We start from the raw sequence: 22815 nt of genomic DNA on the forward strand, positions 1-22815 counted from the left end.
TTTCTCGGCGATCGGCTTGAAGCCTTCCGCCAGCGCCGTCTCACCGACGCCCTCCTCGGAGATGAAGGAGACGCGCATGAAGAACATGCCGGTATCGAGATCGTCGAACTGGCTGGAGTCGACGATGTTGCAGCCCTGTCCGGCCAGATAGTTCGAGATCGCCGCAACGATCCCACGCGTCGATTTGCACGCAACTGTCAATACATAGCTCGTCATGCTGATTTTCCTCCGCCGTCCGCGGCCAAAATTCCGCTGTTGTGCCGGGGGCTCGCGCCCCGGCACCTGAGCCCTTAAGGGCATCTTGTCGCTGCGCACTCAGATATCGAGCGTGCTGTCGCGCTCCCACTGCGTAAAGTGCGAGCAGTAGGCGTTCCATTCCTGATGCTTGAGCTTCAGATAGGCTTCGGAGAATTCCGAACCGATCGCCTGCTTCAGCCCCTCGTCCTCGTCGTAAGCCCGCAAGGCATCGAGAAGATTGAGCGGCAGGCGCGGCGCATTCTTCACCAGGTGACCCTCAGCATACATGTCGATATCGTGATGGGGGCCAGGATCGGCTTTGTTGCGCAGACCATCGAGGCCGGCGGCGATGATGACGGCCTGCAGCAGGTAAGGATTGACGGCACCATCGGGCAGGCGCAGCTCGAAGCGGCCGGGGCCCGGCACGCGCACCATGTGTGTACGGTTGTTGCCGGTCCACGTCACGGTATTGGGAGACCAGGTGGCGCCGGAGGTCGTGCGCGGCGCATTGATGCGCTTGTAGGAATTGACCGTCGGGTTGGTGATCGCTGCCAGCGACGAGGCATGTTTCATGATGCCGCCGAGGAAATGCTTGCCCTCGGCCGACAGGCCGAATTCAGCTTCCCTGTCGGCAAAGACGTTGGTCTTGCCGTCATTGCTCCACACGGAGATATGGCAATGGCAGCCATTGCCGGTGAGGCCCTTGAAGGGCTTCGGCATGAAGGTTGCTCGCAAGCCATGCTTCTCGGCGATCGACTTGACCATGAACTTGAAGAAGGAGTGCTTGTCCGCCGTCTTCAAGGCATCGTCGAATTCCCAGTTCATCTCGAACTGGCCGTTGGCGTCCTCGTGGTCGTTCTGATAGGCACCCCAGCCGAGCTCCAGCATATAGTCGCAGATCTCGGAGATGACGTCGTAGCGGCGCATGACCGCTTGCTGGTCGTAGCAGGGCTTTTCCGCTGTGTCGTATTCGTCGGAAATCTTGGAGCCATCGGCGGTGATCAGGAAGAATTCAGCCTCGACGCCGGTCTTGACTCGCTTGCCTGCGGCTTCCGCTTCTTTCACGAGCTTCTTCAGCACGTTTCGCGGCGCCTGGCCGACGAGTTCGCCCTCCATCATGCAATCGGCCGCAACCCAGGCAACGTCCTTCTTCCATGGGAGCTGGATGACGGAGGAGGCATCGGGTACGGCAAAAAGATCGGGATGGGCGGGCGTCATGTCGAGCCAAGTGGCAAAACCGGCAAAGCCGGCGCCCTCTTCCTGCATCCCGGCAATCGCCTGCGCCGGTACCAGCTTGGCGCGCTGGCCGGAAAAAAGATCCGTATAACTGATCATGAAATATTTGATGCCTTTGTCCTTTGCAAAGGCAGCAAGATCCAGTGTCATTCTCGTTCCCCTTTGGATTTCTTCGAGACACTTCGATGATGCATGCAGCGGCCGGGCCTCTCAGGCCCGGCCGGAATCTTAAAAGCCTCCCTTGCCCGGGTACCAATTGGTGCCGGCAAGCGGAATCTGCGCCATGGCGGCAGCTTCCATCGTCAGCGCACAGAGGTCCTCAGGTTCCAGATTGTGCAGGTGATTTTTGCCGCAGGCGCGCGCGATCGTCTGCGCCTCCAGCGTCATCACCTTGAGATAGTTGGCAAGGCGCCGGCCCGCAGCAATCGGATCGAGCCGGCTTGCGAGCTCCGGGTCCTGGGTCGTAATGCCCGCCGGGTCTTTGCCCTCGTGCCAGTCGTCATAGGCGCCGGCCGTCGTGCCGAGCTTCTGGTACTCTTCTTCCCACTTGGGATCGTTGTCACCGAGCGCAACCAGCGCCGCCGTGCCGATGGCAACCGCATCAGCGCCGAGTGCGAGCGCCTTCGCCACATCGGCCCCAGAGCGAATGCCGCCGGAGATGATCAGCTGCACCTTCCGGTGCATGCCGAGATCCTGCAGCGCCTGGACGGCGGGACGGATACAGGCGAGCGTCGGCATGCCGACATTCTCGATGAAGACGTCCTGGGTCGCGGCCGTGCCGCCTTGCATGCCATCGAGCACGACGACATCGGCACCAGCCTTGACGGCAAGAGCCGTATCATAATAGGGGCGTGCGCCGCCGACCTTCACATAGATCGGCTTTTCCCAATCGGTGATCTCGCGCAATTCCATGATCTTGATTTCGAGATCGTCCGGCCCGGTCCAATCCGGATGACGGCAGGCCGAGCGCTGGTCGATGCCCTTCGGCAGATTGCGCATGTTGGCGACGCGATCGGAAATCTTCTGGCCGAGCAGCATGCCGCCACCGCCGGGCTTGGCCCCCTGTCCGACCACGACTTCGATCGCATCGGCGCGGCGAAGATCTTTAGGGTTCATGCCGTAGCGCGAGGGAAGATATTGGTAGACCAGGGTCTGCGAATGACCGCGCTCCTCGTCCGTCATGCCGCCGTCGCCTGTTGTCGTCGACGTGCCGGCAAGCGTGGCGCCCCGGCCGAGCGCTTCCTTGGCGTTGCCGGAAAGCGCACCGAAGCTCATGCCGGCAATGGTGATCGGGGTCTTCAGCGTAATCGGCTTCTTGGCGAAACGGCTGCCGAGGACAACGGTCGTATCGCATTTCTCGCGATAGCCTTCGAGCGGATAGCGCGAGATCGAAGCGCCGAGAAAGAGCAGATCGTCGAAATGCGGCACCTTGCGCTTCGTGCCGGCGCCACGGATATCGTAGATGCCGGTCGCTGCCGCACGACGGATTTCAGCGAGCGTATGATCGTCGAAGGTCGCCGACTTGCGGGGTGGCGTATATGGATTGTGGTAGCTCATGAGGTCCCCTTCGCCTTAGTACGCGTCGGCATTGTCGATATTGAAATTATAGAGCTTGCGGGCTGATCCGTAGCGCTTGAATTCCTCGGGCTTGACGCCGCGCACGCCGGCCTTCTCGAGAAGCTCGGCAAGCTTCTCCAGATGCTCCGGGCGCATTTCCTTTTCGATGCAGTCCGAACCGAGACTTTGCACTGAACCGCGGACGAAGAGCTTGGCCTCATAGAGGCTGTCACCGAGAGCATCCCCAGCGTCACCCAGCACGACCAGATGACCGGATTGCCCCATGAAGGCGGACATATGGCCGATATTACCGTAGACGACGATGTCGATGCCCTTCATCGAGATGCCGCAGCGCGACGCCGCATTGCCCTTGATGACAAGCAAGCCGCCGCGGCCGGTCGCGCCGGCATACTGGCTGGCATCGCCTTCGATGACGACGCTGCCGGACATCATGTTCTCGGCGACACCAGGACCGGCAGAGCCATGCACGGTGACGTTACCGCCATCGTTCATGCCGGCACAGTAGTAGCCAACCGAACCCCTGATATCGACGGTAACGGGCGCATCGATACCGGCGGCGACAGCATGATGGCCGCGCGGATTGACGACTTCGAAGGCGAGATCGTTGGCGCCCGAGGGAAGGCCATGAAGGGCGCTGTTGAGTTCGCGCAGCGGTGTGACGGATAAGTCGAAAACTGGCATGTAAGATCTCTCTCGATTGCGGCGCTTCTGATCAGGCAGCCTTTTCGTGATCCCAGAAATAGACGGTCGCCGGCTCCGGCTCCCAGATGCGGGCATTTTCGATACCAGGCAGGTTCACCAGCGCCCGGTATTCCGAGCCGAAAGCGACATACTGATCGGTCTCGGCCATAACGGCCGGCTTGCAGGCGATGGGGTCGCGAACGACGCCGAAACCGGACTTGGTGCCGACGACGAAGGTGAAGAAGCCATCGAGATCGTCGACCGCGCCTTCCAATGCCGCGCCGAGATCCTTGCCCTTTGCCATTTCGGCCGTCAGATAGGCGGCCGCGACTTCGGTGTCATTTTCCGTCTCGAACGTCATGCCGACGCGCTTCAGCTCGCGACGCAGGTTGTTGTGGTTCGAGAGCGACCCGTTGTGAACCAGGCATTGATCCGAACCTGTCGAGAAGGGATGAGCGCCAAGCGTCGTGACAGCCGACTCGGTCGCCATACGGGTATGACCGATACCATGCGTGCCGGACATGGCGGCGACGCCAAAGCGTGAGACGACATCCTTCGGCAGGCCGACTTCCTTGTAGATCTCGACGGTATCGCCGCTACTCATGACGCGGATATTCGGGCGCGATGCCGTCAGGGCTACCCTGCCCTCGTCGAGCTTGTCCTTGGCGAGGGTGATGACCGCATGCGTGCTCTTGACCGCGACGGATACCGGGACGTCCAGCGCGCGCCGGAGTTCATATTCCAGACCGTCGAAATCCTTGGCCGGATCGGCTGACTGGACGGTTATCTTCGCCGTGTTGCCGTTATCGTTGCCGTAGATCGCAATGCCCGCGCTATCAGGTCCGCGATCGGTCATCGTGATCAGCATGGAGGACAGAAGCGCGCCAAGTTTCGGCTCCAGCGCCTTATCCTTCAAGAAGAGACCGACAATTCCGCACATGCCCAAACCCTCCGTTTTCGCATCTGCAAAATGGCTATCAGGTCCAATGCGGTTTTTCAACTCAAAAGAATAAATTTTTCTTTTTAGGCAAGTTAATCTGTCTTGCCCCGCTGTGGATAGCTGATGATCGACAGGTATTTCGCCGGCAGTTTCACCAGCACTTCCGGTCCATGCGGCGCATCCGCATCGAAGAAGAGGCTGTCGCCGGGCTGCATGGGATAGAGCTGGTCGCCATGACGGTACATCACCTCGCCCTCGAGCATATAGAGGAACTCCATGCCCTCGTGCTGGAAAGTGGGGAAGACATCGGAATCGGCCGTCAGCGTAATGAGATAGGGCTCAACGATGACGCCGCTCGAATTGTTGTCGATATGGCCGAGCACATTATATTGATGGCCGGCACGCGTGCCGCGGCGTTCGAGTTCTACGCCCTGGCCAGCCTTGACGAAGACAGCATTGCGCGGCTCTTCATAACGACGGAAGAAAGCCGTCAGCGGCACGCCGAGGGCGCGCGACAGCGATTGCAGCGTCGTCAGCGACGGCGAGATATTGCCGTTTTCGATCTTCGACAGCATGCCGAGCGAGATACCCGTCGCGGCGGCAAGATCCGTCACCGTGATGCCGAGCTTCTTGCGATAGGCGCGAACCTCGTGGCCGATCGCCATCTCGAGATTGTTTTCCTTCGGCTCGCGCACCGCATGCGGATTTTGTGAGAAAGCTGACCGCCCGCCATGGGATTGGTCGTCGGCCGATATCTTGTCTGCCTTGGTTTTCATTTATGATCCTTTTTGCCGGCAGGGCTTGCTGCGGCGATCCTATCCTCCGAGTGAAATTTTCTCAACTGCGGCGAAAATCACGCCTGACGGGTGTCGCCGGGCGCAATCCCATAGAGAGAGCGATAGGCTCGGGCAAAATGCGCGCCGCTTGAAAAGCCGGTGGCGACGGCGATTTCGGAAATCGAAAGCGGGCTCTGCTCCAGGAGCCGCCGGGCATGCTGTAGGCGTATTCGCCGATACTGATCGAGGAAGGTCGAGCCGAGATGAACGGCAAACAGCCGGTCGAGATGACGCGGCGTGACCCCGGCAATTCGCGCCATGGCGGCACGATCGAGGGGCATCTCGATCGTTTCCTCCATTTTTTCGAGCACGCTCAGCAGACCCGGGTGATGGGCGCCATAGCGCTCGGCGAGCGAACCGCGTTGCGGCGCAGTCGGCTCACCCACCTCCGTATGCAGGTACCAGTCGCTGACGCGGCGAGCGAAATCGGCACCCATGCGCTCTGATATCAAAACGTGCATCATGTCGAGCGGCGCAATGCCGCCGCCGCAGGTGATGCGATTGCCGTCGATGACGAAGCGCGCTTGGCGCGGCGTAAGCGCCGGAAAGGCTTCGAGCAGGGCTGGCGCATGCTCCCAATGAATCGTGAAATCGCGCTCGGCCAAAAGCCCGGCGGCTGCAAGCAGATAGGGACCCCCGGAGATGCCACCGACGCGCACGCCGTCGCGTGCGAGTTGGCGCAGGCAGGTGAGAATAGAAGGGTAATGCCAATCGCGTGGCGAGCCACCGGCGCAGACGAAGACCGTGCCAAGACCGGATCCGCGACCTGGAAGAGGCTCGGCCGGCACCGGCACGCCGCCCGACGATACCGCTGGAGTGCCGTCCAGCGAGAAGGTCGACAATCGATAGATTTCTCGCCCGGCCAGGAGATTGGCGGCGCGCAACGGCTCGCTTGCCGAGGCAAAGGACATCAAGGCGAACCCTGGGATCAGGATGAAACCAATATTCTGGCTATTTTTGCTATCGATCGCCGTCATGTCCCTTTTCTATCGAAAAAGGTCCTAATTGGGCAAGTCGGCATTTGCCGCTCTGTCATCATGAGCGCAATTCAAACCGGATCCAACCATGCGCTATTCGGCTTTCTCTGTTTTTCTCAACGGCCTTCGCGGCAATACCGGCTGGGCCCCCGCCTGGCGCCAGCCGCAACCGAAGCCGCATTACGACGTCATCATCGTCGGTGGCGGTGGCCATGGTCTTGCAACTGCCTATTATCTCGCCAAGACCTTCGGCATCACCAATGTCGCCGTTCTGGAAAAGGGCTATCTCGGCTCTGGCAATATCGGCCGCAATACCACGATCATCCGCTCGAACTACCTGCTGCCCGGCAACAATCCCTTCTACGAGCTGTCGATGAAGCTTTGGGAAGGGCTGGAGCAGGATTTCAATTTCAATGCCATGGTCTCGCAGCGTGGCGTGCTCAATCTCTTTCATTCGGATGCGCAGCGCGATGCCTATACGCGACGCGGCAACGCCATGCGCCTGCACGGGGTCGATGCCGAATTGCTCGACGGCGAGGCCGTTCGCAAAAAGCTGCCCTTCCTGGATTTCGAAAATGCGCGCTTCCCCATCATGGGGGGATTGTTGCAGGCGCGCGGCGGCACGGTACGCCACGACGCAGTCGCCTGGGGCTATGCCCGCGGAGCCGATAGCCGTGGCGTCGACATCATCACCGGCTGTGAAGTCACAGGCATCCGCACCGACCAGGGCCGCGTCACGGGTGTCGAGACGACAAAGGGCTTTATCGGTTGCGGCAAGCTGGCACTGGCGGCAGCCGGTAATTCCACCGTCGTCGCCGATATGGCGGGTCTGCGCTTGCCGATCGAAAGTCATGTGCTGCAGGCGTTCGTCTCGGAAGGTCTGAAGCCATTCATCGATTGCGTCGTCACCTTCGGCGCCGGGCATTTCTATGTTTCGCAATCCGACAAGGGTGGCCTTGTCTTCGGCGGCGATATCGACGGCTACAACTCCTATGCCCAGCGCGGTAACCTCGCGACCGTCGAGCATGTTGCCGAAGCCGGTGTGGCGATGATCCCGGCGCTGACCCGCGTGCGCTATCTACGTACCTGGGGCGGCGTCATGGACATGAGCATGGACGGCTCCCCGATCATCGACCGGACCCATATCGACAATCTCTATCTGAACGCTGGCTGGTGCTACGGCGGCTTCAAGGCCACGCCGGCGTCAGGCTATTGCTACGCGCATTTGATCGCCCGCAACGAGCCTCATGAAACAGCGACGCAGCTGCGCCTCGACCGATTCCGGCGTGGCTATCAGATCGATGAAAAGGGCGTCGGCGCCCAACCGAACCTGCATTGAGGACACGACGACATGGCAAGCCTGATTTCCTGCCCTCACTGCGGCACACGTCCCAAGGAAGAATTCACCATCAAGGGGGATGCAAACCTTATCCGCCCGAAAGCCGATGCCGGCACCGAAGACTGGTATGATTACGTCTACCTGCGCAACAATCCAAAGGGACTTCATAAGGAATATTGGCACCATTCCTCGGGCTGCCGCCGCTGGCTGATCGTCGAGCGCGACACCATCACACACAAGGTCCATGGCGTCAGCGATGCGGCGCTTACCAAGCTTGGAGGCGGCGCATGAGCAGCTATCGCCTTTCCTCCGGCGGTCGGATCGACCGCTCCAAAACCATTGCCTTCAGCTTCGACGGCAGGAACCTGGCGGGCCATCCCGGCGACACGCTTGCCTCCGCCCTGCTGGCCAACGGCATCCAGCTTGTCGGCCGCAGCTTCAAATATCATCGCCCGCGCGGCATCCTGACGGCGGGCGCCGCCGAACCCAATGCCCTCGTCATGACCGGCACGGGCGGACGCACAGAAGCCAACAGCCGTGCCACGATGATCGAACTTCACGACGGGCTGACCGCCCGCAGCCAGAACCGCTGGCCTTCGCTTGCCTTCGATGTCGGCGCAGTCAACGGCCTGCTCTCACCCTTCCTGAGCGCCGGCTTCTACTACAAGACCTTCATGTGGCCTGCCGCCTTCTGGGAAAAAGTCTACGAACCGCTGATCCGCAAGGCAGCCGGCCTCGGCAAGGCGTCCTATGAGGCAGATCCCGATTCCTATGAAAAGTGCTGGGCGCATTGCGACCTGCTCGTGATCGGCGCCGGGCCTGCAGGTCTTGCCGCGGCGCTGACGGCGGGACGCGCCGGAGCGCGTGTCATTCTCGCGGACGAAGGCTTCGCTCTCGGCGGCAGTTTGCTCTTGGAGCATAGCTCGTCCCTCAAGGATATGTTGGACGAACTCGACAGCCTGCCGAACGTGCAATGCCTGCCGCGCACGACGGTTATCGGGTGGTATGACGATAACGTCTTCGGCGCGGTCGAACGCATTCAGAAGCATGTGGCAGCGCCCGACCCGCGTCAGCCGGTCGAACGCCTGTGGCGCATCATCGCCAAGCAGGCGATCCTTGCGACCGGCGCCGAGGAACGGCCGCTTGTCTTTGGCGGCAACGATATTCCAGGCGTGATGATGGCTGGCGCCATGCGCAGCTATCTGAACCGTCAAGCTGTAGCTCCCGGCAAGCGCACCGTGGTCTTCACGACCAACGGTTCCGGCTACCGGACCGCCGCCGACCTCGAGGCCGCAGGCGTCGAAGTAGGCGCCATCGTCGATACGCGCGCCGCAGGTGAACACTGGAACGGCAAGGCGCGGGTGCTGACCGGTGCTTGCGTCCTCGATGCGGTCGGCACCAAGCAGGTCCGCAGGGTCAAGATTGCGAGCGGTTCGGGCACTCAGGAGATCGATGCGGACGCTTTGGCCATGTCCGGCGGCTGGAGCCCGATCATCCATCTTGCCTGCCATCGCGGCGCAAGGCCGGTGTGGTCCGAACGGCATGCAGCCTTCCTCGCGCCCGAAAGACAGGCGGGTTTGCTGATTGCCGGCTCGGCATCCGGCCTTGCCTCCATGGATAGCTGCCTTGGCGACGGAGCAATCAAAGCTGCCGAGGCGCTGGAAACCATCGGTTTTGGCAAGGTCGTGCCCGCCTTTGCTTTAGCAGAAGAAGAAGTACCGACTGTTGCCGCGCGGCTCTGGCAGGTCAAAGGGAGCAAAGGCAAAGCCTTCGTCGACTACCAGAACGACGTGAACCTGAAAGATCTGGGGCTCGCCGTGCGCGAAGGTTATGGCGATGTCGAGCTCGCCAAACGCTATACGACGAACGGCATGGCGACCGACCAGGGCAAGCTTTCCAACATCAATGCCATCGGCATTCTGGCCGAGGCCCGCGGCGTCTCGCCGGCCGAAGTCGGGACCACGACGTTCCGGCCCTTCTATACGCCGGTTTCCTTCGGCGCCCTGACGGGTACTTCGCGGGCTAAGCACTTTCAACCGGCGCGCAAATCTCCCTTGCATGAATGGGCAAAGAAGAATGGCGCAGTCTTCGTCGAAACCGGCCTCTGGTACCGCTCCTCCTGGTTCCCGCGTGACGGCGAGAAGACCTGGCGCGAAAGTGTCGATCGCGAAGTGCTGAATATCCGGAAAAATGCCGGCATCTGCGATGTCTCGACCCTCGGCAAGATCGAGATCTTCGGCAAGGATGCGGCGACCTTCCTCGACCGCATCTATTGCAACGGCTTCGCCAAGCTTTCCGTCGGCAAGGCGCGCTACGGTATCATGCTGCGCGAAGACGGCATGATCTATGACGACGGCACCACCAGCCGGTTGAGCGAAGACCATTTCTTCATGACTACGACGACGGCGCTTGCCGCCGGCGTGCTCACTCATCTCGAGTTCTGTGCCCAGACGCTCTGGCCCGAGCTGGAGGTCTATTTTGCGTCGTCAACCGATCAATGGGCGCAGATGGCGGTGGCAGGCCCAAAATCCCGCGCCATCCTTTCCGAGATTGTCGATGACGATATTTCCGATACGGCTTTCCCCTTCATGAGCGCACGCGCGGTCTCTCTGTTCGGCGGCAAGCTCAAGGGCCGGCTCTTCCGCATCTCCTTTTCCGGCGAGCTCGCCTACGAGCTTGGCGTACCCGCGGCCTATGGCGAGTTCGTTGCCGATGCCATCATGCAAGCAGGCGAGAAGCATAGTATCTGCGCCTATGGCGCCGAAGCGCTCGGTGTTCTGCGCATCGAGAAGGGCCACGTCACCCATGCAGAGATCAATGGTACGGTAACACCAGGCGATCTTGGCTTTGGTCGCATGGTTTCGACCACCAAACCCGATTTCATCGGCAAGGCGATGCTCGCCCGCGAAGGCCTGCAGGCGCCTGACCGGCCTCGCCTCGTCGGTGTCAAACCGGTGAACCCTGCGACCAGCTTCCGCACTGGGGCCCACATCCTGGCGGAAGGCGCTGCCGCAACGCTCGAAAACGATCAGGGCTATGTCACCTCGAGCGCCTTTTCCCCCAATCTCGGCCATACGATCGGGCTCGCTCTTATCAAGAACGGACCGGAGCGTATCGGCGAGAAGATCGTCGTCTGGAATGGCCTCAGAAACGAATACACGGATGCGGTGATCTGCAGTCCCGTCTTCATCGACCCTCAGAACGAGAAACTCCATGCCTGATTTGCCGACATCGAAGCCGGTCCTCGCCGGCAAGGCCGTTCTACAGGGCGAGACCATCCGGCTTGAAGCCTTGCCCGAGGGCCATCTGCTGCATGTAATGGGCGCTACGACGAGCGAAGAGCTTGCGGCGCATCTTCCAGCAGCCGGCCTCACGGACAGCTCCGTGCGTCCGGCCGGATACCGGCAATGGTTCATCGCCGGCAGCGCGCAGCTCGCCGGCTCCCAAGAGCGGGTGCTTGCGGACGCTCTGGCGGGCAGAGCTTTCATCTCCGATCAAAGCCACGGGCGCATCCGTATCCGCATCTCAGGATCGCGTGCTGCCTGGATGCTCAACAGGGGCACTGCTGTCGACCTGCATCCAGCGAACTTCCCGGAGGGAAGCAGCGCTATGACGCTCTTCGGGCATATCTCCGTGCAGCTCACGCGCCTGGGCATGGAGGATTTCGAACTGACTGTCCTGCGCAGCTTTGCGGAATCGCTGTATGAAGAGCTCGAAACGCTGGCCGAAGCCATGTCAGAGCCGATCGGCACGCTGCCGTCGCCGGCAGAACAACTTCTCAGATAAGTCTTCAAATCGTCAGCCATACGTAAACACTTCCACAAGGGTTCGGCCAACTGCTGTGTGGTGACGGGATATCGCTCATTCTTTATGCCATAAGGTGGTGTGGTATTAAGGCTTCCTACCCGAGCGCTGAAGAGGACAATCATGTCAGTGCCTCTAAGGCTCATGGCTGGTTGAGATACTCAGGCTCAATCATGAAATGAGCGCAAGGGCAATCCGATTGGCAGCTGCGACGACGACCAGCGCGATCGCCAGCGTTGGCCAACCGAGGTGGTTCAAAATCAAGGCTGTGATCAGGAAAATGCCAGCTTCGAGAACGAGCCGGCCGGCCGGGCCAACCTCGTATCTCCGCTTCGGGGAAAGGAATTTACCCCAAAAAGTGGCAACTGCTGCGCACAGCCCAAACCCCAACAGCACTTGTGCCATGATCGGTACGGCAAGATGTGCGGCCAACGCCGCAAGCGAAGCGAGTATACAAAGCTCGAGAGCAAATCTGATGCTAAGTGCTATCGCTTTCATCTTCCCTCCCAGCTGTAGAGCTGTGTTCATTCATTTTTGAAGAAGCCCAAGGCCATCAAGAAGCTCGAAGGATATCTGAATAGCAGTTTTTACTCGAAGTCCCGAGGCTTTATGTGGCCACACAGCGCGATCGGCACAGCGAGTGCCTTTACCCGATTGTGCATTCGATTGCGGCTCGGTGTGCAGCCGCAAACTCCGACAGCGAACGGAAGTGACCAGCAACTTTCGGAGGATTGTCGAGGGTTTTCGTCGCCCCTTGGCCCGCCTTACCAAATCGCCTGTCAATCCATACACTGGTCAGGTCCATTTGCACGGCCGGCGCATGGTCGTGATATAAACTCTGCGCCACATGCAAAAGCTCGCTCTTTTGAACGCCTAGATCCTGCTGCAGCCGCGAGAAAAGGAAATGGAAATTCTTCGGATCCGGCTTATAGCTCCCAATGTCCTCTGCGGTGTAGACAGCATCAAAGGAAATACCAAGCTTACGGTTTGAAGCCTCAAAGCTCTTGCGATCCACATTGGAAAGCACAACCAGATGATAGTGCCGCTTCAGATAAGCGAGTGCCTCAGCAGAATCAGGGAACGCCGGCCAATCAGGCACCGAGGCGCCGAAGCGCTCATGTAGGTCAGAGTGGACAGTTAAGCCCCAGTGCCGAGCAAGCCTTGCATGCACGACCGACAAGAGCGTGACGTAGTGCAAGGACGGCGTCTCAGCCTCCTGCGCCGTTTCAATCTCCCCGTAAGCTTTCAGCGCTTCCTCGCGCCCAATTTCACGACCTCCCGTGCTCAACAACGGCTGCAGGGCGTTCCAGATGCCGCTCTCCCAGTCAATCAGCGTACCGTAGACATCAAAAGAAAGGGCCTTAAAGCAGGTCAGATCCATGTCGTTCATCCTCTCGCGCAGATTTTCGTTGCGCTACACTAGCGCTTGCTGTGCCAGAAGAGATGAGCCTGGAATCTGGAAGACTATGCCAAAGCTACGATATTTAGCCGAGCCTCAGTCCACGCGACCAGTCAGACGAAATTCGCCTGGTGAAATCCCAAGGCGACGCTTGAATATGCGGTTGAACGCAGAAACATTCTCATAACCTGCCGCGTAGGCAATTTCCGCTATAGTGTTATTGGTGGTGATCAGGCACTCCATCGCTACATCAAGCCGCCGCTCAATATTATACTGTCTCGGAGAACTGCCGAACGTCGCCCTGAACAACGCATGGAAATGGCTTTGGCTAATGCCGGCCTCGCGCGCCATAGCGCTGATATTTGTTTTGCTGCCGCCTGTTCCAAGGTCGGCCGCCAGCCGCTCTATTCTGTTCGATGCTTTTGATTTTGTCTTAGTGGCCGAGGCCGGACGGATAAGATGCAGTCCGGTTAGCGCCAACATGGCTGCATCTTGAGCGCGATGCCCATCCGCATTGACCTCTGTGCCGATCTGGCGGAAGATTCGCCAAAGCCAGGGCTCCATGCGCGAGACCAAAGGGCTACCTCTGGTCAGTAGAACCGGTGCTTGTTCCGCATCGCTTTCGTGGAGTTTGAGATCTACGACCAACAGACTGCAATCCGCACTTGGGACAAAGTCATGGTAACATCCCGTCGGGATGACAGCGACTGAGCCGCCTGCGATAATGCCCGATCCGGCGTCGATGGAGATCTTCATCGCGCCCCGCAACGGAAATAGCACCTGGACGTGGTCGTGATAATGATAGCCGCGGCTATGATACTGTCTTGTCTCGAGATTGATGTCCACGGCTCTTGCTCCCAGGCAACCCAGTCTTGCGCTTATGAATCAGCTGGGCATACCCGTTTTTCGCGCGCGATGTTAATTTTCGCGGAGTTCTGGCTCAGATCGTAGTTTTCTGCTGGTCGGTCTGAACGTATCGAAGGCGTCGAGAAGATCAAGGTTGAATTTCTGGCGGCGTCAGCGCGAAGTGGAAATTGATCAAATCACCTCATCGTCGATCCTCCTCGTGCTGTTCCGCTCCCTCGATCGGAGAAAACCAGGGTTCCCGCCGCTTGGTCCACAGCTCATAGGTGGGGCGGAGACGCGTGGGCGCCTCGCTCAGGATTCCGAGTTTGATCTCAACCTCGTTATCACCCATGGCAAAGACGCGCGAACCGCAACGCGGGCAAAACTCCCGTCCAGCAAACTCGCTTGTCTCGCCTTCATAGTGAAATTCACTTGCCGGCCACAGGCCGAAATAAGTGAAGGCGGATCCGCTTTCCTGTCGGCAATCTGTACAGTGGCAAATGCCGATATGAAGCGGCGTTCCGCGCACCGTCAGACGCACTTGCCCGCACCGGCACGATCCGGTCGATTCCGTCATGGTATGTCCTCATCATCACTTACATTCCTGATCGGGCCCTGCCCACGGCTGACATGCTCCGTCTGCGAGCGCCGATCAGACAGCTGGTAGCTGATTTCTGCATCCTCACCGCCTGTTGCTGGCGGGCTGCAGCAGATTTGGCGGCCGCGAGCGCACTCTCATGGTCGGGAAAGGTCTCCGACCAGACATAAGCCAATCTTCAAGAAGATAGCCTCGGTCTTTTTCTGCCTTTCCCGAACCTTGGGTCACCCTTTCGGCATTATTCAAGGATGCGGACAACCGTGCGCGTCTTCGGTTGGACAATGATACGTTTGTGGTTCACGACCGCGTAGGCATAGGTCGGGTTGTCCGGGACCGGTGTGACGACAACTGTCTCTGGGAGCGCGCGGCCGACAACGATCTGGTCCTGGACGACTGCCTCGGATGGAGGCAGGGGCTGCTCCTGAACGTAAGTGACAACTTTCTCTGGCGGTGGATCGATCGCGGTGCCGGCAATCGCACCGGCGACACCTCCGACTGCAGCGCCGACAGGGCCGCCTACTACTGCTCCGGTCACCGCACCGCCTGCGGCGCCGGTTACGGTGGAAGACTGCGCGAAGGCCGAACCGGCCAGAAGGCCGAAGGCGGCCATTGAAACGACAAGTCTCGTTTTCATAGCATTCTCCTTTGATTCCAGCTCTTGTGAGCTGAAAGGAGAATTACTGAGCCAATAGAATGTTCCTCTTCGGTTACCATCCGAAGCCATCACGAGTTAGCCGCCTGCGACAAACTTCGTGATCGGTACGGAAGAGGCAGGTGCATCGACGAAGGATGCGGTAACGGCAACGCTCCAGACTGGATCTCATGTTCTGTCATGATGCCATGCCGCCCAGGGGGCTTTGTCTCAGGCAGACGGTGGTCGTTATGATCTGTCTTAGCTTCGCCTTGCCGCTTCCAACCGATGCAGCAGCTGGTCACGCTTTTCGCTCCGCATGCGCTGCGGCCCTTATTGGGGATGGGTCTTGTGTGGCGCTACAGATTGTCAGCTCGCGGATTTAGTCTCACGACCTGTTCTGCATCTACCGGCACCTCGACCAAGATGGATGGGTGACCGAGGCTGTAGCTTTCGCGCATGATCTCGGCCAGGTCGCTGAGATCCGGCACCAGCTTCCGGCTTGTCCAGCCACATGCGCGCGCCATTGACCCAAAGTCGATGCGGTGGAGGTCACTATGGTAGCGGTCGGATGAATAGTCTGGAATGACCACGGGAAGGCCCTGCACTATGATACCGAGCGCGCCGTTGTCCAGCACAAACAGAACTAACCCCAATGATCGCGCTTCGGCCAACTAATCGTAGGCCTGCTCATCGAGCTCAATTAAACAGCAACCGTTAACCCACCGAAAACGTGACAACGCCTGATAAGATGTCATTACATGCGACTGCCCTCGCCCGAGCCATCCGGGCCGAACGATGGCAGCTCTTGCCTAGCGCGGCTTCCATAGCAGGTCGCTTTTTTCAGCCCTGTGTCACGCCACCAGCTTTTCACCCCTGAGATGACGCTCCAGGAAGGGAAGGCTGTCCTGTCCCCAATAGAGCTCGCCTTCGTGGCGGAAGGTCGGAAGGCCGAAGACGCCCGCCTCCTTGGCAACATCGCGATTGCTGCTCCAGAGTTCGGCAATATCGGGACGAGCCGCGCGCGCCTCGAGCGCAGCGCCGTCAAAACCTGCAGCCTCGGCAATCGCCTTTCGCACGTCGGCATTGCCGATATCCGCAGCGGCGCCCCAGAAAGCATGTTGCAGCGCGCGGGCGAGAGCGGTCCAATCCTGCCCATCAAGCTGGGCCGCCAAGACAAGAAAGCCCGCGGGCGTCGGATCGGACAGCGCCGACCGGTTGGTAAAGTCGAGCTGCTTGCCGCGAAGAGCCGCCCAGCGCCGGAGATCCTTCATCCAGTAGGCCCGGCGCGCGTCGGGACGATCACGCGAGTAGATCGCACCATTTTCGACGATCAGCGGAATGAGATAAGGCCGGATCTCGGCGCCCGATCGCGCCGCGAGTTCGATAAACGCGTCAAAGCCTATATAGGCCCAGGGCGATCCGATACCGAAGAAGTAGTCGATGGTTTTGGTCATAAAGTTTTCCTCCCGACGGGATCAAATGTGAAACAGATCTAAATTGCTAGAGCGACCTTTACGCGTCACATGGGACGCCCGGTGCTGTGGTCGCCATATCGAAAACGGACAGCGCGCAATCACGCGCGATCAGAACAGACCGGGGGTCGCGGCCGACAGCGACCGTAGCCACAGCGCCTTCGTAAAGCAGAGACAGATGCGCAGCCGCCTGCTCGGTCGGACACCTTGCGGCCGACATGACGGAACGGAAGATCTCTCGCACCGCATTCTTATGCTCGCGGGCGATAGTGACGACCCGCTGGGAATCGCCATGCTCGGCGACCGCCAATGCGAAAGCGCAGCCGCGAAACTCCGGACTGTCGGCCTTTTCGAACAGGCGCTCGAAAATCATGGCGATCTGGTCACGCGGCTGCAGGGTTGCGGTCGATATGACCTCTCTCAACTGGAGAAGGACGCGTTCGTGACGTTCGGTCAGATAGGCCGCGACAAGATGATCCTTGGATGGAAAGTGCCGGTAGAGGGTGGCTTTTGCAACATCGGCTTCATCGATGATGCGATCGATGCCAACAGCGCGAATGCCCTCCCTATAAAAAAGGGTGCCGGCGGTGGTCAGGATATGGTCTGAAATTTTCATTGCGTCGGTCCGGATGCCTTCACCGCACTAACTCGGAACTAGCCCGCTAGGTGCGCCTTCGGCCTCGAATGAATGGGAGTGGAGAAAGACAAGTAGTTCTCGGCAAGCTCGCGCAGACTAGCGAAAGGAAGGAGCGCCGTGAAGCCACCCTGTTGCGCCGCCGATCCGGCAATTTCCTGGGCGGCACGATTATAGGGCGTCGCTATCCCATGCAGACGCCCGAGAAGCACGATTTCTCCGTTCAGATAGTCGACTTCGCTCGAGGCGCCGCGCGTGAAGCTCTGCCACGTCGATTGCTGACCGGGGCGAATACCGGCATTCTCGGCGATCTTCCAGTGCGCTATGCTGACCGTACGTTCCGAGGGAGATGCAAATCCATAGCCCGCGGCCTTGAGAACGGTTTCGGCCTCCACGACAAGGGCCGCGCTGAACGTTGCTCTTTCGTCGTCCGCCCCGTCGAAAAGCTCCAGCACATTGCGCACATTGTGAAGAAGCTTCGCCGCCTTCCATCGCTTGATATCGCGTGTTGCCTCGGCAATGTAATCCGACCGGCTAAGATCCGCGACGATCTTGGCAGCAGTCTCGTCCGAGCCTTGCGGATAGCGGCCGATGGTGACGATCGCCACTTGCGGATCGCCCCCGACCACGACGTAGCCGACTTCCGTAAAGCGGGCGGGCGTCAGGATGCTGGCGCCGTAGACATTCGGAAATAGCCTAAGAGCCGCCGTTTCCGTCGCCAGGCCATTCTGAAACGTGACGATCGGCAGGGCGGAGGCGGTCAGTACCTCGGTATGCTCGACTGGCCGCCAGGCCCAAAAGGCGAGAGCTTCGGCGGCATCCTGCGATTTCACCGTCAGCAGGAGGATGTCTCCCTGCCTCAATGACGGCGGTTCAGTCGTGTCGAAAGCTTTCAGCCGGATTTGCCGGGTGCCGGCGGGCCGCTGGTAGACGAGGCCATGATCGACGATATGCCTGATCTGGGCGCCGCGTCCGACAAGGGCGTAGTCTATCCCCGAAAGCTCAAACTGCGCGGCAAGGCTCGCACCGACGGCGCCCGCTCCGATGATGATATAGCGTGTCATGCTCGCCGCCCGGAAATTGCATTCAGGAGCTCCCGCGCGTCTTCTGCCTGCCGGGAACTGGGGGAGACAGCTGATGCCTTTTCAACCGGGAAAAGATGAGGCGGTTCCTCCGCCTTCCGGCTCCATCTGTCACATGCCGCGCGTCCGAGAATGGAAACAGACGTGTCTTCCTGGGGCGCGTGGACGAGAACCGATTGGATGTCGCGGAAATGCCGTTCGATCCCGAGATCGCCATTGAGACCGGGATTGCCGAGCGTGCGAACGGCAAGCTGAACTGCGTCGCGTATGTTGCGGGCCGCAAGAAGGCGCGCCCTGATGAGCGCTTCAGGTTCATCCAGCGAATGGTCGAGCGCATTGAACAGGATCTGTCTCGCGCCGCCCACGAGCAGGTCGATTTCACCGGCTGCGGAAATGAACCTTTCCGTTTTTGCGATCGGAACGCCGAGATTGGCGGGGATACGTTCATGACCGAAACGGATAAAAGCCTCCTGGGCAGCTTCCGCAGCGCCGAGGTATATGGCGGTGAGCGCGACGTTAGCGGCGGCATGGGCACGATTGTCCTGCGTGCCGACGGAAACATCGACAAGATCGAGGACGTCCTCAAGCGGCACCTCGACATCCTTGAATTCGACGTCGTGCGAGCCGCTGGCCCGCATTCCCAAGCTCTTCCAATTCTCGATCACCTGGATGCCGGGAAGGGTCGACGGAACGACGAAAGTGCCGACGCGCTGCGGTGTCTCATCGGTACGCGCCCAGACGAGGAAATGGGTCAGGCCAAGCGCACCTGTCACGAAACGCTTGCGCCCTGTGATCACCCATCCACTGGCGGTGCGGCGCGCCAATGTGTCGGGAAGGCCGCCTCGGGCGGGAGAACCAAGCTCGGGCTCGACGCGGGCCGCGTTCAACAGGATCGGCCGATCGCGTGCATCTTCCAATAAACGTCGATAAAGCGGCTCCGGCCATTTGCTGCCTGCCGCCTGTCCGAGATGGGTAAATATGGTCATAGCGCTAATCAGGGCGACCGAAGGATCGCCGCGACCAAGCGCGGCCAGAATGCGCCCGACATCGGCAAGACCAGCACCTTTTCCACCGAACCTTGGCGCCACGGTGCTTTCGAGCAGCCCAGCCGCATGAACAGCCTCGATGCCGACCCAGGGGAAGGTGCCGGATTCATCTGCCGCCGCAGCTGCGGCGGCAAGCTTGCGGGTCACATCCGTCAGATCGATGGTGTTAAAGGACACTTTGCATCAGCCTCTTTGAAGCGGTGAGGAGTGCCATGCGCGGACTTTGCCGCGCGATGGCTGGTCTTTGCGAACACAACCCGAATGGCATTCGCCAATTCTGTTTGTCGGTGCGTGACAATGTGTCCAGGGTGGGATCAGGCGACGGCTTGCTCCGGCGCCTCTCTTACCGCCAGATCCGCCCTGACGAGTGGCAGAATATAGCGGCCATAATCGATGGCATCGTTCAGGTTGTCATAGCCTCGGATCGAAATCAGATCCGCGCCGAGATCGACGTAATCGAGAATGGAGTCCGCAATGGTTCTTGGCGAGCCGACCAGGGCGGTGGAGGCGCCGCGCGCATTCGTCGCCGTCACCGTCGGATACCAGAGAGCCCGATCATGGACATCGCCGCGCGAGGCGATCTCAAGCAGGCGCTGCGAGCCGATATTCTGCGGAGAAGGTGCTGCGGGTGGCACCTTGCCAAGGCCCTTTGCGCGATTTTCCTTCAAAAGGTCGAGGGTGTGATGCGCCTTAGCCCAGGCAAGCTCGTCGGTCTCCGCAACGATCGGACGGAACGTCACCCAGATCCGCGGGCGATCCTTGCGCCCGGCGCGCGCTGCTTCAGCATAGATCCGGTCGATTTGCTGTTTGGTTTCCGCCAGCGGCTCACCCCATAGGCCGAAGATATCGGCAAGCGCGCCGCCGATGCGATAGGCGTCGTCCGACGATCCGCCGACCGACACCGGAATGGTGCCGTTTACCGGACGCACACGGCTGTGGAACTGCTTGAATTGATAGTAGCGGCCGTCGAAGTCAAAGGGTTCACTCGACTGCCAGACGCGTCGCAGAATGCGGATATACTCCTCCTGCCGTTCGTAGCGCTGGCGCTTGTCAAGAAAGTCACCTTCCTTGGCCTGCTCCTCATCGCTTCCGCCGGCAATGAAGTGAACCACCACACGCCCGCCGCTCAGCTGATCGAGCGTGGCGAGCGATTTTGCCGCAACCGTCGGATAGATCGTGTTCGGACGAAGGGCGATGATGATCTTGATATTCTTCGTATGCGCCGCAACCGTTGCGCCGATGGTAAAGGGGTCGAAGGACGCGCTGTCATAGGGAATGAGGGTGTAGTTAAAGCCATAATCATCGAGCGAACGGGCATAGCGCTCTAGGAATTGCGGGTCGAGCGCGGGGTTTTCCAGAGGATTGAGCTCGGTCGAGGCATTCGGAAAGGTGACGCTGATGAATTCGGTCGGCATATCGATGTCCTATGGTTTCCTTCATCGGATTTGGACAGAATGCTAGCGTGACCCTCCGGCCTCAGAAAGACAGGTCGTTCTTTTTCTACTAAATTTGTAGAATATTCGTGCTTAGGATGTCTTCAATCCTGAAGGCACAGTTCTATCCGACCCAATTCGTCATCCAATAGGTGAGTGCGGAGATAGCAGCCGCAGCCGGAAGCGTTATTACCCATGCGATGACAATATTGCCCGCCAATCCCCAGCGGACTGCGGAGACGCGCCGGGCAGCCCCGACGCCGATGATAGCGCCCGTGATCGTATGGGTCGTCGAGACTGGGATGCCGAGCCATGTCGCGGCAAACAGGGTCAAAGCACCACCCGTCTCGGCACAGAAACCCTGCATTGGGTTGAGCCTGGTAATCTTCGAACCCATCGTATGCACGATCCGCCAGCCGCCAAACAGCGTCCCGAGCGCCATCGCGGACTGACAGGACAATACGACCCAGAGGGGGACATGGAACTCCGCTCCGGTATGCCCCTGGGAATAGAGCAGAACGGCGATGATCCCCATCGTCTTCTGAGCGTCGTTTCCGCCATGACCGAGGGAATAGAGGGAGGCGGAGACAAATTGCAGCACACGGAAGGTGCTGTCGACGGCGAAGGGCGTCTGGCGAATGAATATCCAAGTCACGCACAGCACGAGGAAAAGCGCGAGAACGAAGCCCAGTAACGGAGACATGACGATGGCGCCGGCCGTCTTCAGCAAGCCCGACCAAACAATGGCGCCCATGCCGATTTTAGCCAGCCCGGCGCCGACGAGGCCACCGACCAGTGCATGCGACGAACTCGATGGAATGCCGAAAACCCAGGTCACGATGTTCCAGACGATCGCTCCCATCAGGGCGGCGAAGATGACTTGTGGCGTGACGATATTGGGATCGATGATGCCAGTGCCGAGGGTTTCGGCAACGTGAAGCCCAAAGAACAGGAAGGCGATAAAATTGAAGAATGCAGCCCATAGCACCGCATATTGCGGCCGCAGAACCCGTGTCGAGACGATGGTAGCAATGGAATTGGCGGCATCGTGCAGCCCGTTCAAAAAGTCGAAGAACAAGGCCACCGCGATGAGACCCGCCAGCAGCGGAAAAGCGAGGGTGGCCTCCATCAGACGTTCTCGATCACAATGCCGCTGATTTCATTGGCGACATCTTCGAACCGATCGACAACCTTCTCCAGCTCACCATAAATCTCGCTGCCGATGATGTAGGCCATGGGGTTCGTTGCGCCATGGCGGCGAAAGAGATCCTTCAGCCCCTGCTCATGGAGTTCATCGGAACGCTCTTCGACAGCAACGATTTCTTCCGTGAGCGCGCTGAGGCGGGAGGAATTAGCACTCATACGATCGAGAAGAGGAATTGCATCAGCCACCAGTTTTGCCGCCTGAACGATCGCGCCGCCCATTTCCTGCATGCCGGGATCGAAGCTATCCTGCTCGAACAGGCGGATTGTCTTGACCGTCTTGTGCATCATGTCGATGGCATCGTCCATCGACATGATGAGATCCTTGATATCGCCACGGTCAAAAGGCGTGATGAAGCTGCGCCGCACCGCAAGCAAAACTTCGCGCGTGATGTCATCGGCCTCGTTCTCAAGTTCGACGATGCGTTTGCAGTGCTGCTCGGTATCTTTGCCGCTCAGCAGTTCGTTAAGGGCTTCTGCGGCGCTGACGATTGTACGGGAATGCCGCCCGAATAGATCGAAAAAGCGATCTTCCCGGGGCATCAATTTACGGAACCAGTTCACTCTCGGCGCTCCGAACGTGTGTTGTCATAAATCCGTCATAAATGATGGAGGCCACCATGAAAAGCCAATGTGCCCGCGAAACCACGGTCTTCGACAGTCTCGCAAGAGTTGGGATGCCCATAGAGGTGCCACACCGAGACCTGGGCGATACGTAAGAACCGTATAAAGCGAGTCAAAATCGCCATGCGCTTCTATCGGCTTCTCCAACAAAACAAGGACAACAGGGAACAATGACCGCCAGGTCCCGTTTGTTTCCTGTCGTCGACATGGAGTCCG

24 protein-coding genes are annotated in these 22815 nt (G+C 59.5%); 4 read left to right on the forward strand and 20 right to left on the reverse strand.

The features are described from left to right. The 7 genes from AC13RE_RS10635 to AC13RE_RS10665 all read right to left on the reverse strand — a co-directional run. Positions 1 to 216 (reverse strand): ACT domain-containing protein (locus AC13RE_RS10635; protein WP_488562889.1); only part of this gene is annotated, 216 nt, incomplete at its 3' end. Positions 217 to 315: 99 nt separating this feature from the next. After that, complete coding sequence (glnT, locus tag AC13RE_RS10640) at positions 316 to 1623, reverse strand: type III glutamate--ammonia ligase (protein WP_488562890.1); 1308 nt, start codon at positions 1621 to 1623, stop codon at positions 316 to 318. Between the two features lie 78 nt (positions 1624 to 1701). After that, positions 1702 to 3030, reverse strand: a complete 1329-nt coding sequence (locus AC13RE_RS10645) for an FMN-binding glutamate synthase family protein (protein WP_132720335.1) — start codon at positions 3028 to 3030, stop codon at positions 1702 to 1704. A gap of 15 nt (positions 3031 to 3045) precedes the next feature. Then, on the reverse strand, positions 3046 to 3732 hold the full coding sequence (locus AC13RE_RS10650; protein ID WP_132720334.1) for a GltB/FmdC/FwdC-like GXGXG domain-containing protein: 687 nt from the start codon (positions 3730 to 3732) through the stop codon (positions 3046 to 3048). 31 nt (positions 3733 to 3763) lie between these two features. Next, the gene (locus AC13RE_RS10655) at positions 3764 to 4672 is read right to left on the reverse strand and encodes a class II glutamine amidotransferase (protein WP_488562891.1); all 909 of its coding nucleotides are present in this window, start codon (positions 4670 to 4672) and stop codon (positions 3764 to 3766) included. A gap of 92 nt (positions 4673 to 4764) precedes the next feature. After that, the gene (locus AC13RE_RS10660; RefSeq protein WP_015343856.1) at positions 4765 to 5448 is read right to left on the reverse strand and encodes a helix-turn-helix domain-containing protein; all 684 of its coding nucleotides are present in this window, start codon (positions 5446 to 5448) and stop codon (positions 4765 to 4767) included. A 77-nt stretch (positions 5449 to 5525) separates the two neighbouring features. Further along, the gene (locus AC13RE_RS10665; RefSeq protein WP_488562892.1) at positions 5526 to 6485 is read right to left on the reverse strand and encodes a GlxA family transcriptional regulator; all 960 of its coding nucleotides are present in this window, start codon (positions 6483 to 6485) and stop codon (positions 5526 to 5528) included. Between the two features lie 88 nt (positions 6486 to 6573). Between AC13RE_RS10665 and AC13RE_RS10670 the strand changes: the two genes are divergently transcribed. From AC13RE_RS10670 to AC13RE_RS10685, 4 genes are read left to right on the forward strand one after another with little or no spacing between them, the layout of a single operon-like run. Beyond that, positions 6574 to 7824, forward strand: a complete 1251-nt coding sequence (locus AC13RE_RS10670) for a sarcosine oxidase subunit beta family protein (RefSeq protein ID WP_488562893.1) — start codon at positions 6574 to 6576, stop codon at positions 7822 to 7824. 12 nt (positions 7825 to 7836) lie between these two features. Continuing rightward, on the forward strand, positions 7837 to 8115 hold the full coding sequence (locus AC13RE_RS10675) for a sarcosine oxidase subunit delta (RefSeq protein WP_488562894.1): 279 nt from the start codon (positions 7837 to 7839) through the stop codon (positions 8113 to 8115). Continuing rightward, on the forward strand, positions 8112 to 11045 hold the full coding sequence (locus AC13RE_RS10680; RefSeq protein ID WP_488562895.1) for a sarcosine oxidase subunit alpha family protein: 2934 nt from the start codon (positions 8112 to 8114) through the stop codon (positions 11043 to 11045). The genes AC13RE_RS10675 and AC13RE_RS10680 overlap by 4 nt, the downstream gene beginning before the upstream one ends. Then, a complete protein-coding gene (locus tag AC13RE_RS10685; RefSeq protein ID WP_488562896.1) occupies positions 11038 to 11610 on the forward strand; it encodes a sarcosine oxidase subunit gamma in 573 nt (190 codons plus the stop codon). The genes AC13RE_RS10680 and AC13RE_RS10685 overlap by 8 nt, the downstream gene beginning before the upstream one ends. Before the next feature lie 189 nt (positions 11611 to 11799). Here the strand turns inward: AC13RE_RS10685 and AC13RE_RS10690 are convergent, their stop codons facing one another. The 13 genes from AC13RE_RS10690 to AC13RE_RS10750 all read right to left on the reverse strand — a co-directional run bounded on the left by AC13RE_RS10690 (position 11800) and on the right by AC13RE_RS10750 (position 22518). Continuing rightward, complete coding sequence (locus AC13RE_RS10690; RefSeq protein ID WP_488562897.1) at positions 11800 to 12156, reverse strand: YrdB family protein; 357 nt, start codon at positions 12154 to 12156, stop codon at positions 11800 to 11802. A gap of 118 nt (positions 12157 to 12274) precedes the next feature. Beyond that, on the reverse strand, positions 12275 to 13009 hold the full coding sequence (locus tag AC13RE_RS10695; RefSeq protein ID WP_488562898.1) for a haloacid dehalogenase type II: 735 nt from the start codon (positions 13007 to 13009) through the stop codon (positions 12275 to 12277). A gap of 114 nt (positions 13010 to 13123) precedes the next feature. Next, complete coding sequence (locus tag AC13RE_RS10700) at positions 13124 to 13873, reverse strand: helix-turn-helix domain-containing protein (RefSeq protein ID WP_488562899.1); 750 nt, start codon at positions 13871 to 13873, stop codon at positions 13124 to 13126. A 202-nt stretch (positions 13874 to 14075) separates the two neighbouring features. Further along, complete coding sequence (locus AC13RE_RS10705; protein WP_488562900.1) at positions 14076 to 14450, reverse strand: GFA family protein; 375 nt, start codon at positions 14448 to 14450, stop codon at positions 14076 to 14078. A 259-nt stretch (positions 14451 to 14709) separates the two neighbouring features. Beyond that, a complete protein-coding gene (locus tag AC13RE_RS10710; RefSeq protein ID WP_112339137.1) occupies positions 14710 to 15105 on the reverse strand; it encodes a DUF1236 domain-containing protein in 396 nt (131 codons plus the stop codon). A 356-nt stretch (positions 15106 to 15461) separates the two neighbouring features. Continuing rightward, positions 15462 to 15776 (reverse strand): thiamine pyrophosphate-dependent enzyme, encoded by a 315-nt coding sequence (locus AC13RE_RS10715; protein ID WP_488562901.1) that lies wholly within the window; start codon positions 15774 to 15776, stop codon positions 15462 to 15464. A gap of 180 nt (positions 15777 to 15956) precedes the next feature. Further along, the gene (locus AC13RE_RS10720) at positions 15957 to 16559 is read right to left on the reverse strand and encodes a DsbA family protein (RefSeq protein WP_488485233.1); all 603 of its coding nucleotides are present in this window, start codon (positions 16557 to 16559) and stop codon (positions 15957 to 15959) included. 58 nt (positions 16560 to 16617) lie between these two features. Then, complete coding sequence (locus tag AC13RE_RS10725) at positions 16618 to 17193, reverse strand: TetR/AcrR family transcriptional regulator (RefSeq protein ID WP_488562902.1); 576 nt, start codon at positions 17191 to 17193, stop codon at positions 16618 to 16620. A 38-nt stretch (positions 17194 to 17231) separates the two neighbouring features. Continuing rightward, on the reverse strand, positions 17232 to 18275 hold the full coding sequence (locus AC13RE_RS10730; protein WP_488562903.1) for a ketopantoate reductase family protein: 1044 nt from the start codon (positions 18273 to 18275) through the stop codon (positions 17232 to 17234). After that, positions 18272 to 19516 (reverse strand): acyl-CoA dehydrogenase family protein, encoded by a 1245-nt coding sequence (locus AC13RE_RS10735; protein ID WP_488562904.1) that lies wholly within the window; start codon positions 19514 to 19516, stop codon positions 18272 to 18274. Before AC13RE_RS10735 ends, AC13RE_RS10730 begins: the two co-directional genes overlap by 4 nt. A gap of 137 nt (positions 19517 to 19653) precedes the next feature. Continuing rightward, entirely contained in the window at positions 19654 to 20754 is a 1101-nt protein-coding gene (locus AC13RE_RS10740) for an LLM class flavin-dependent oxidoreductase (protein WP_488562905.1), read from the reverse strand. Positions 20755 to 20896: 142 nt separating this feature from the next. Then, positions 20897 to 21901 (reverse strand): inorganic phosphate transporter, encoded by a 1005-nt coding sequence (locus AC13RE_RS10745; RefSeq protein WP_112401074.1) that lies wholly within the window; start codon positions 21899 to 21901, stop codon positions 20897 to 20899. After that, positions 21901 to 22518, reverse strand: coding sequence for a DUF47 family protein (locus tag AC13RE_RS10750; RefSeq protein ID WP_488563138.1), 618 nt, complete (start codon positions 22516 to 22518; stop codon positions 21901 to 21903). Before AC13RE_RS10750 ends, AC13RE_RS10745 begins: the two co-directional genes overlap by 1 nt. Positions 22519 to 22815 lie beyond the last annotated feature (297 nt).

The organism is Martinezella sp. CNPSo 3959 (assembly GCF_057784355.1).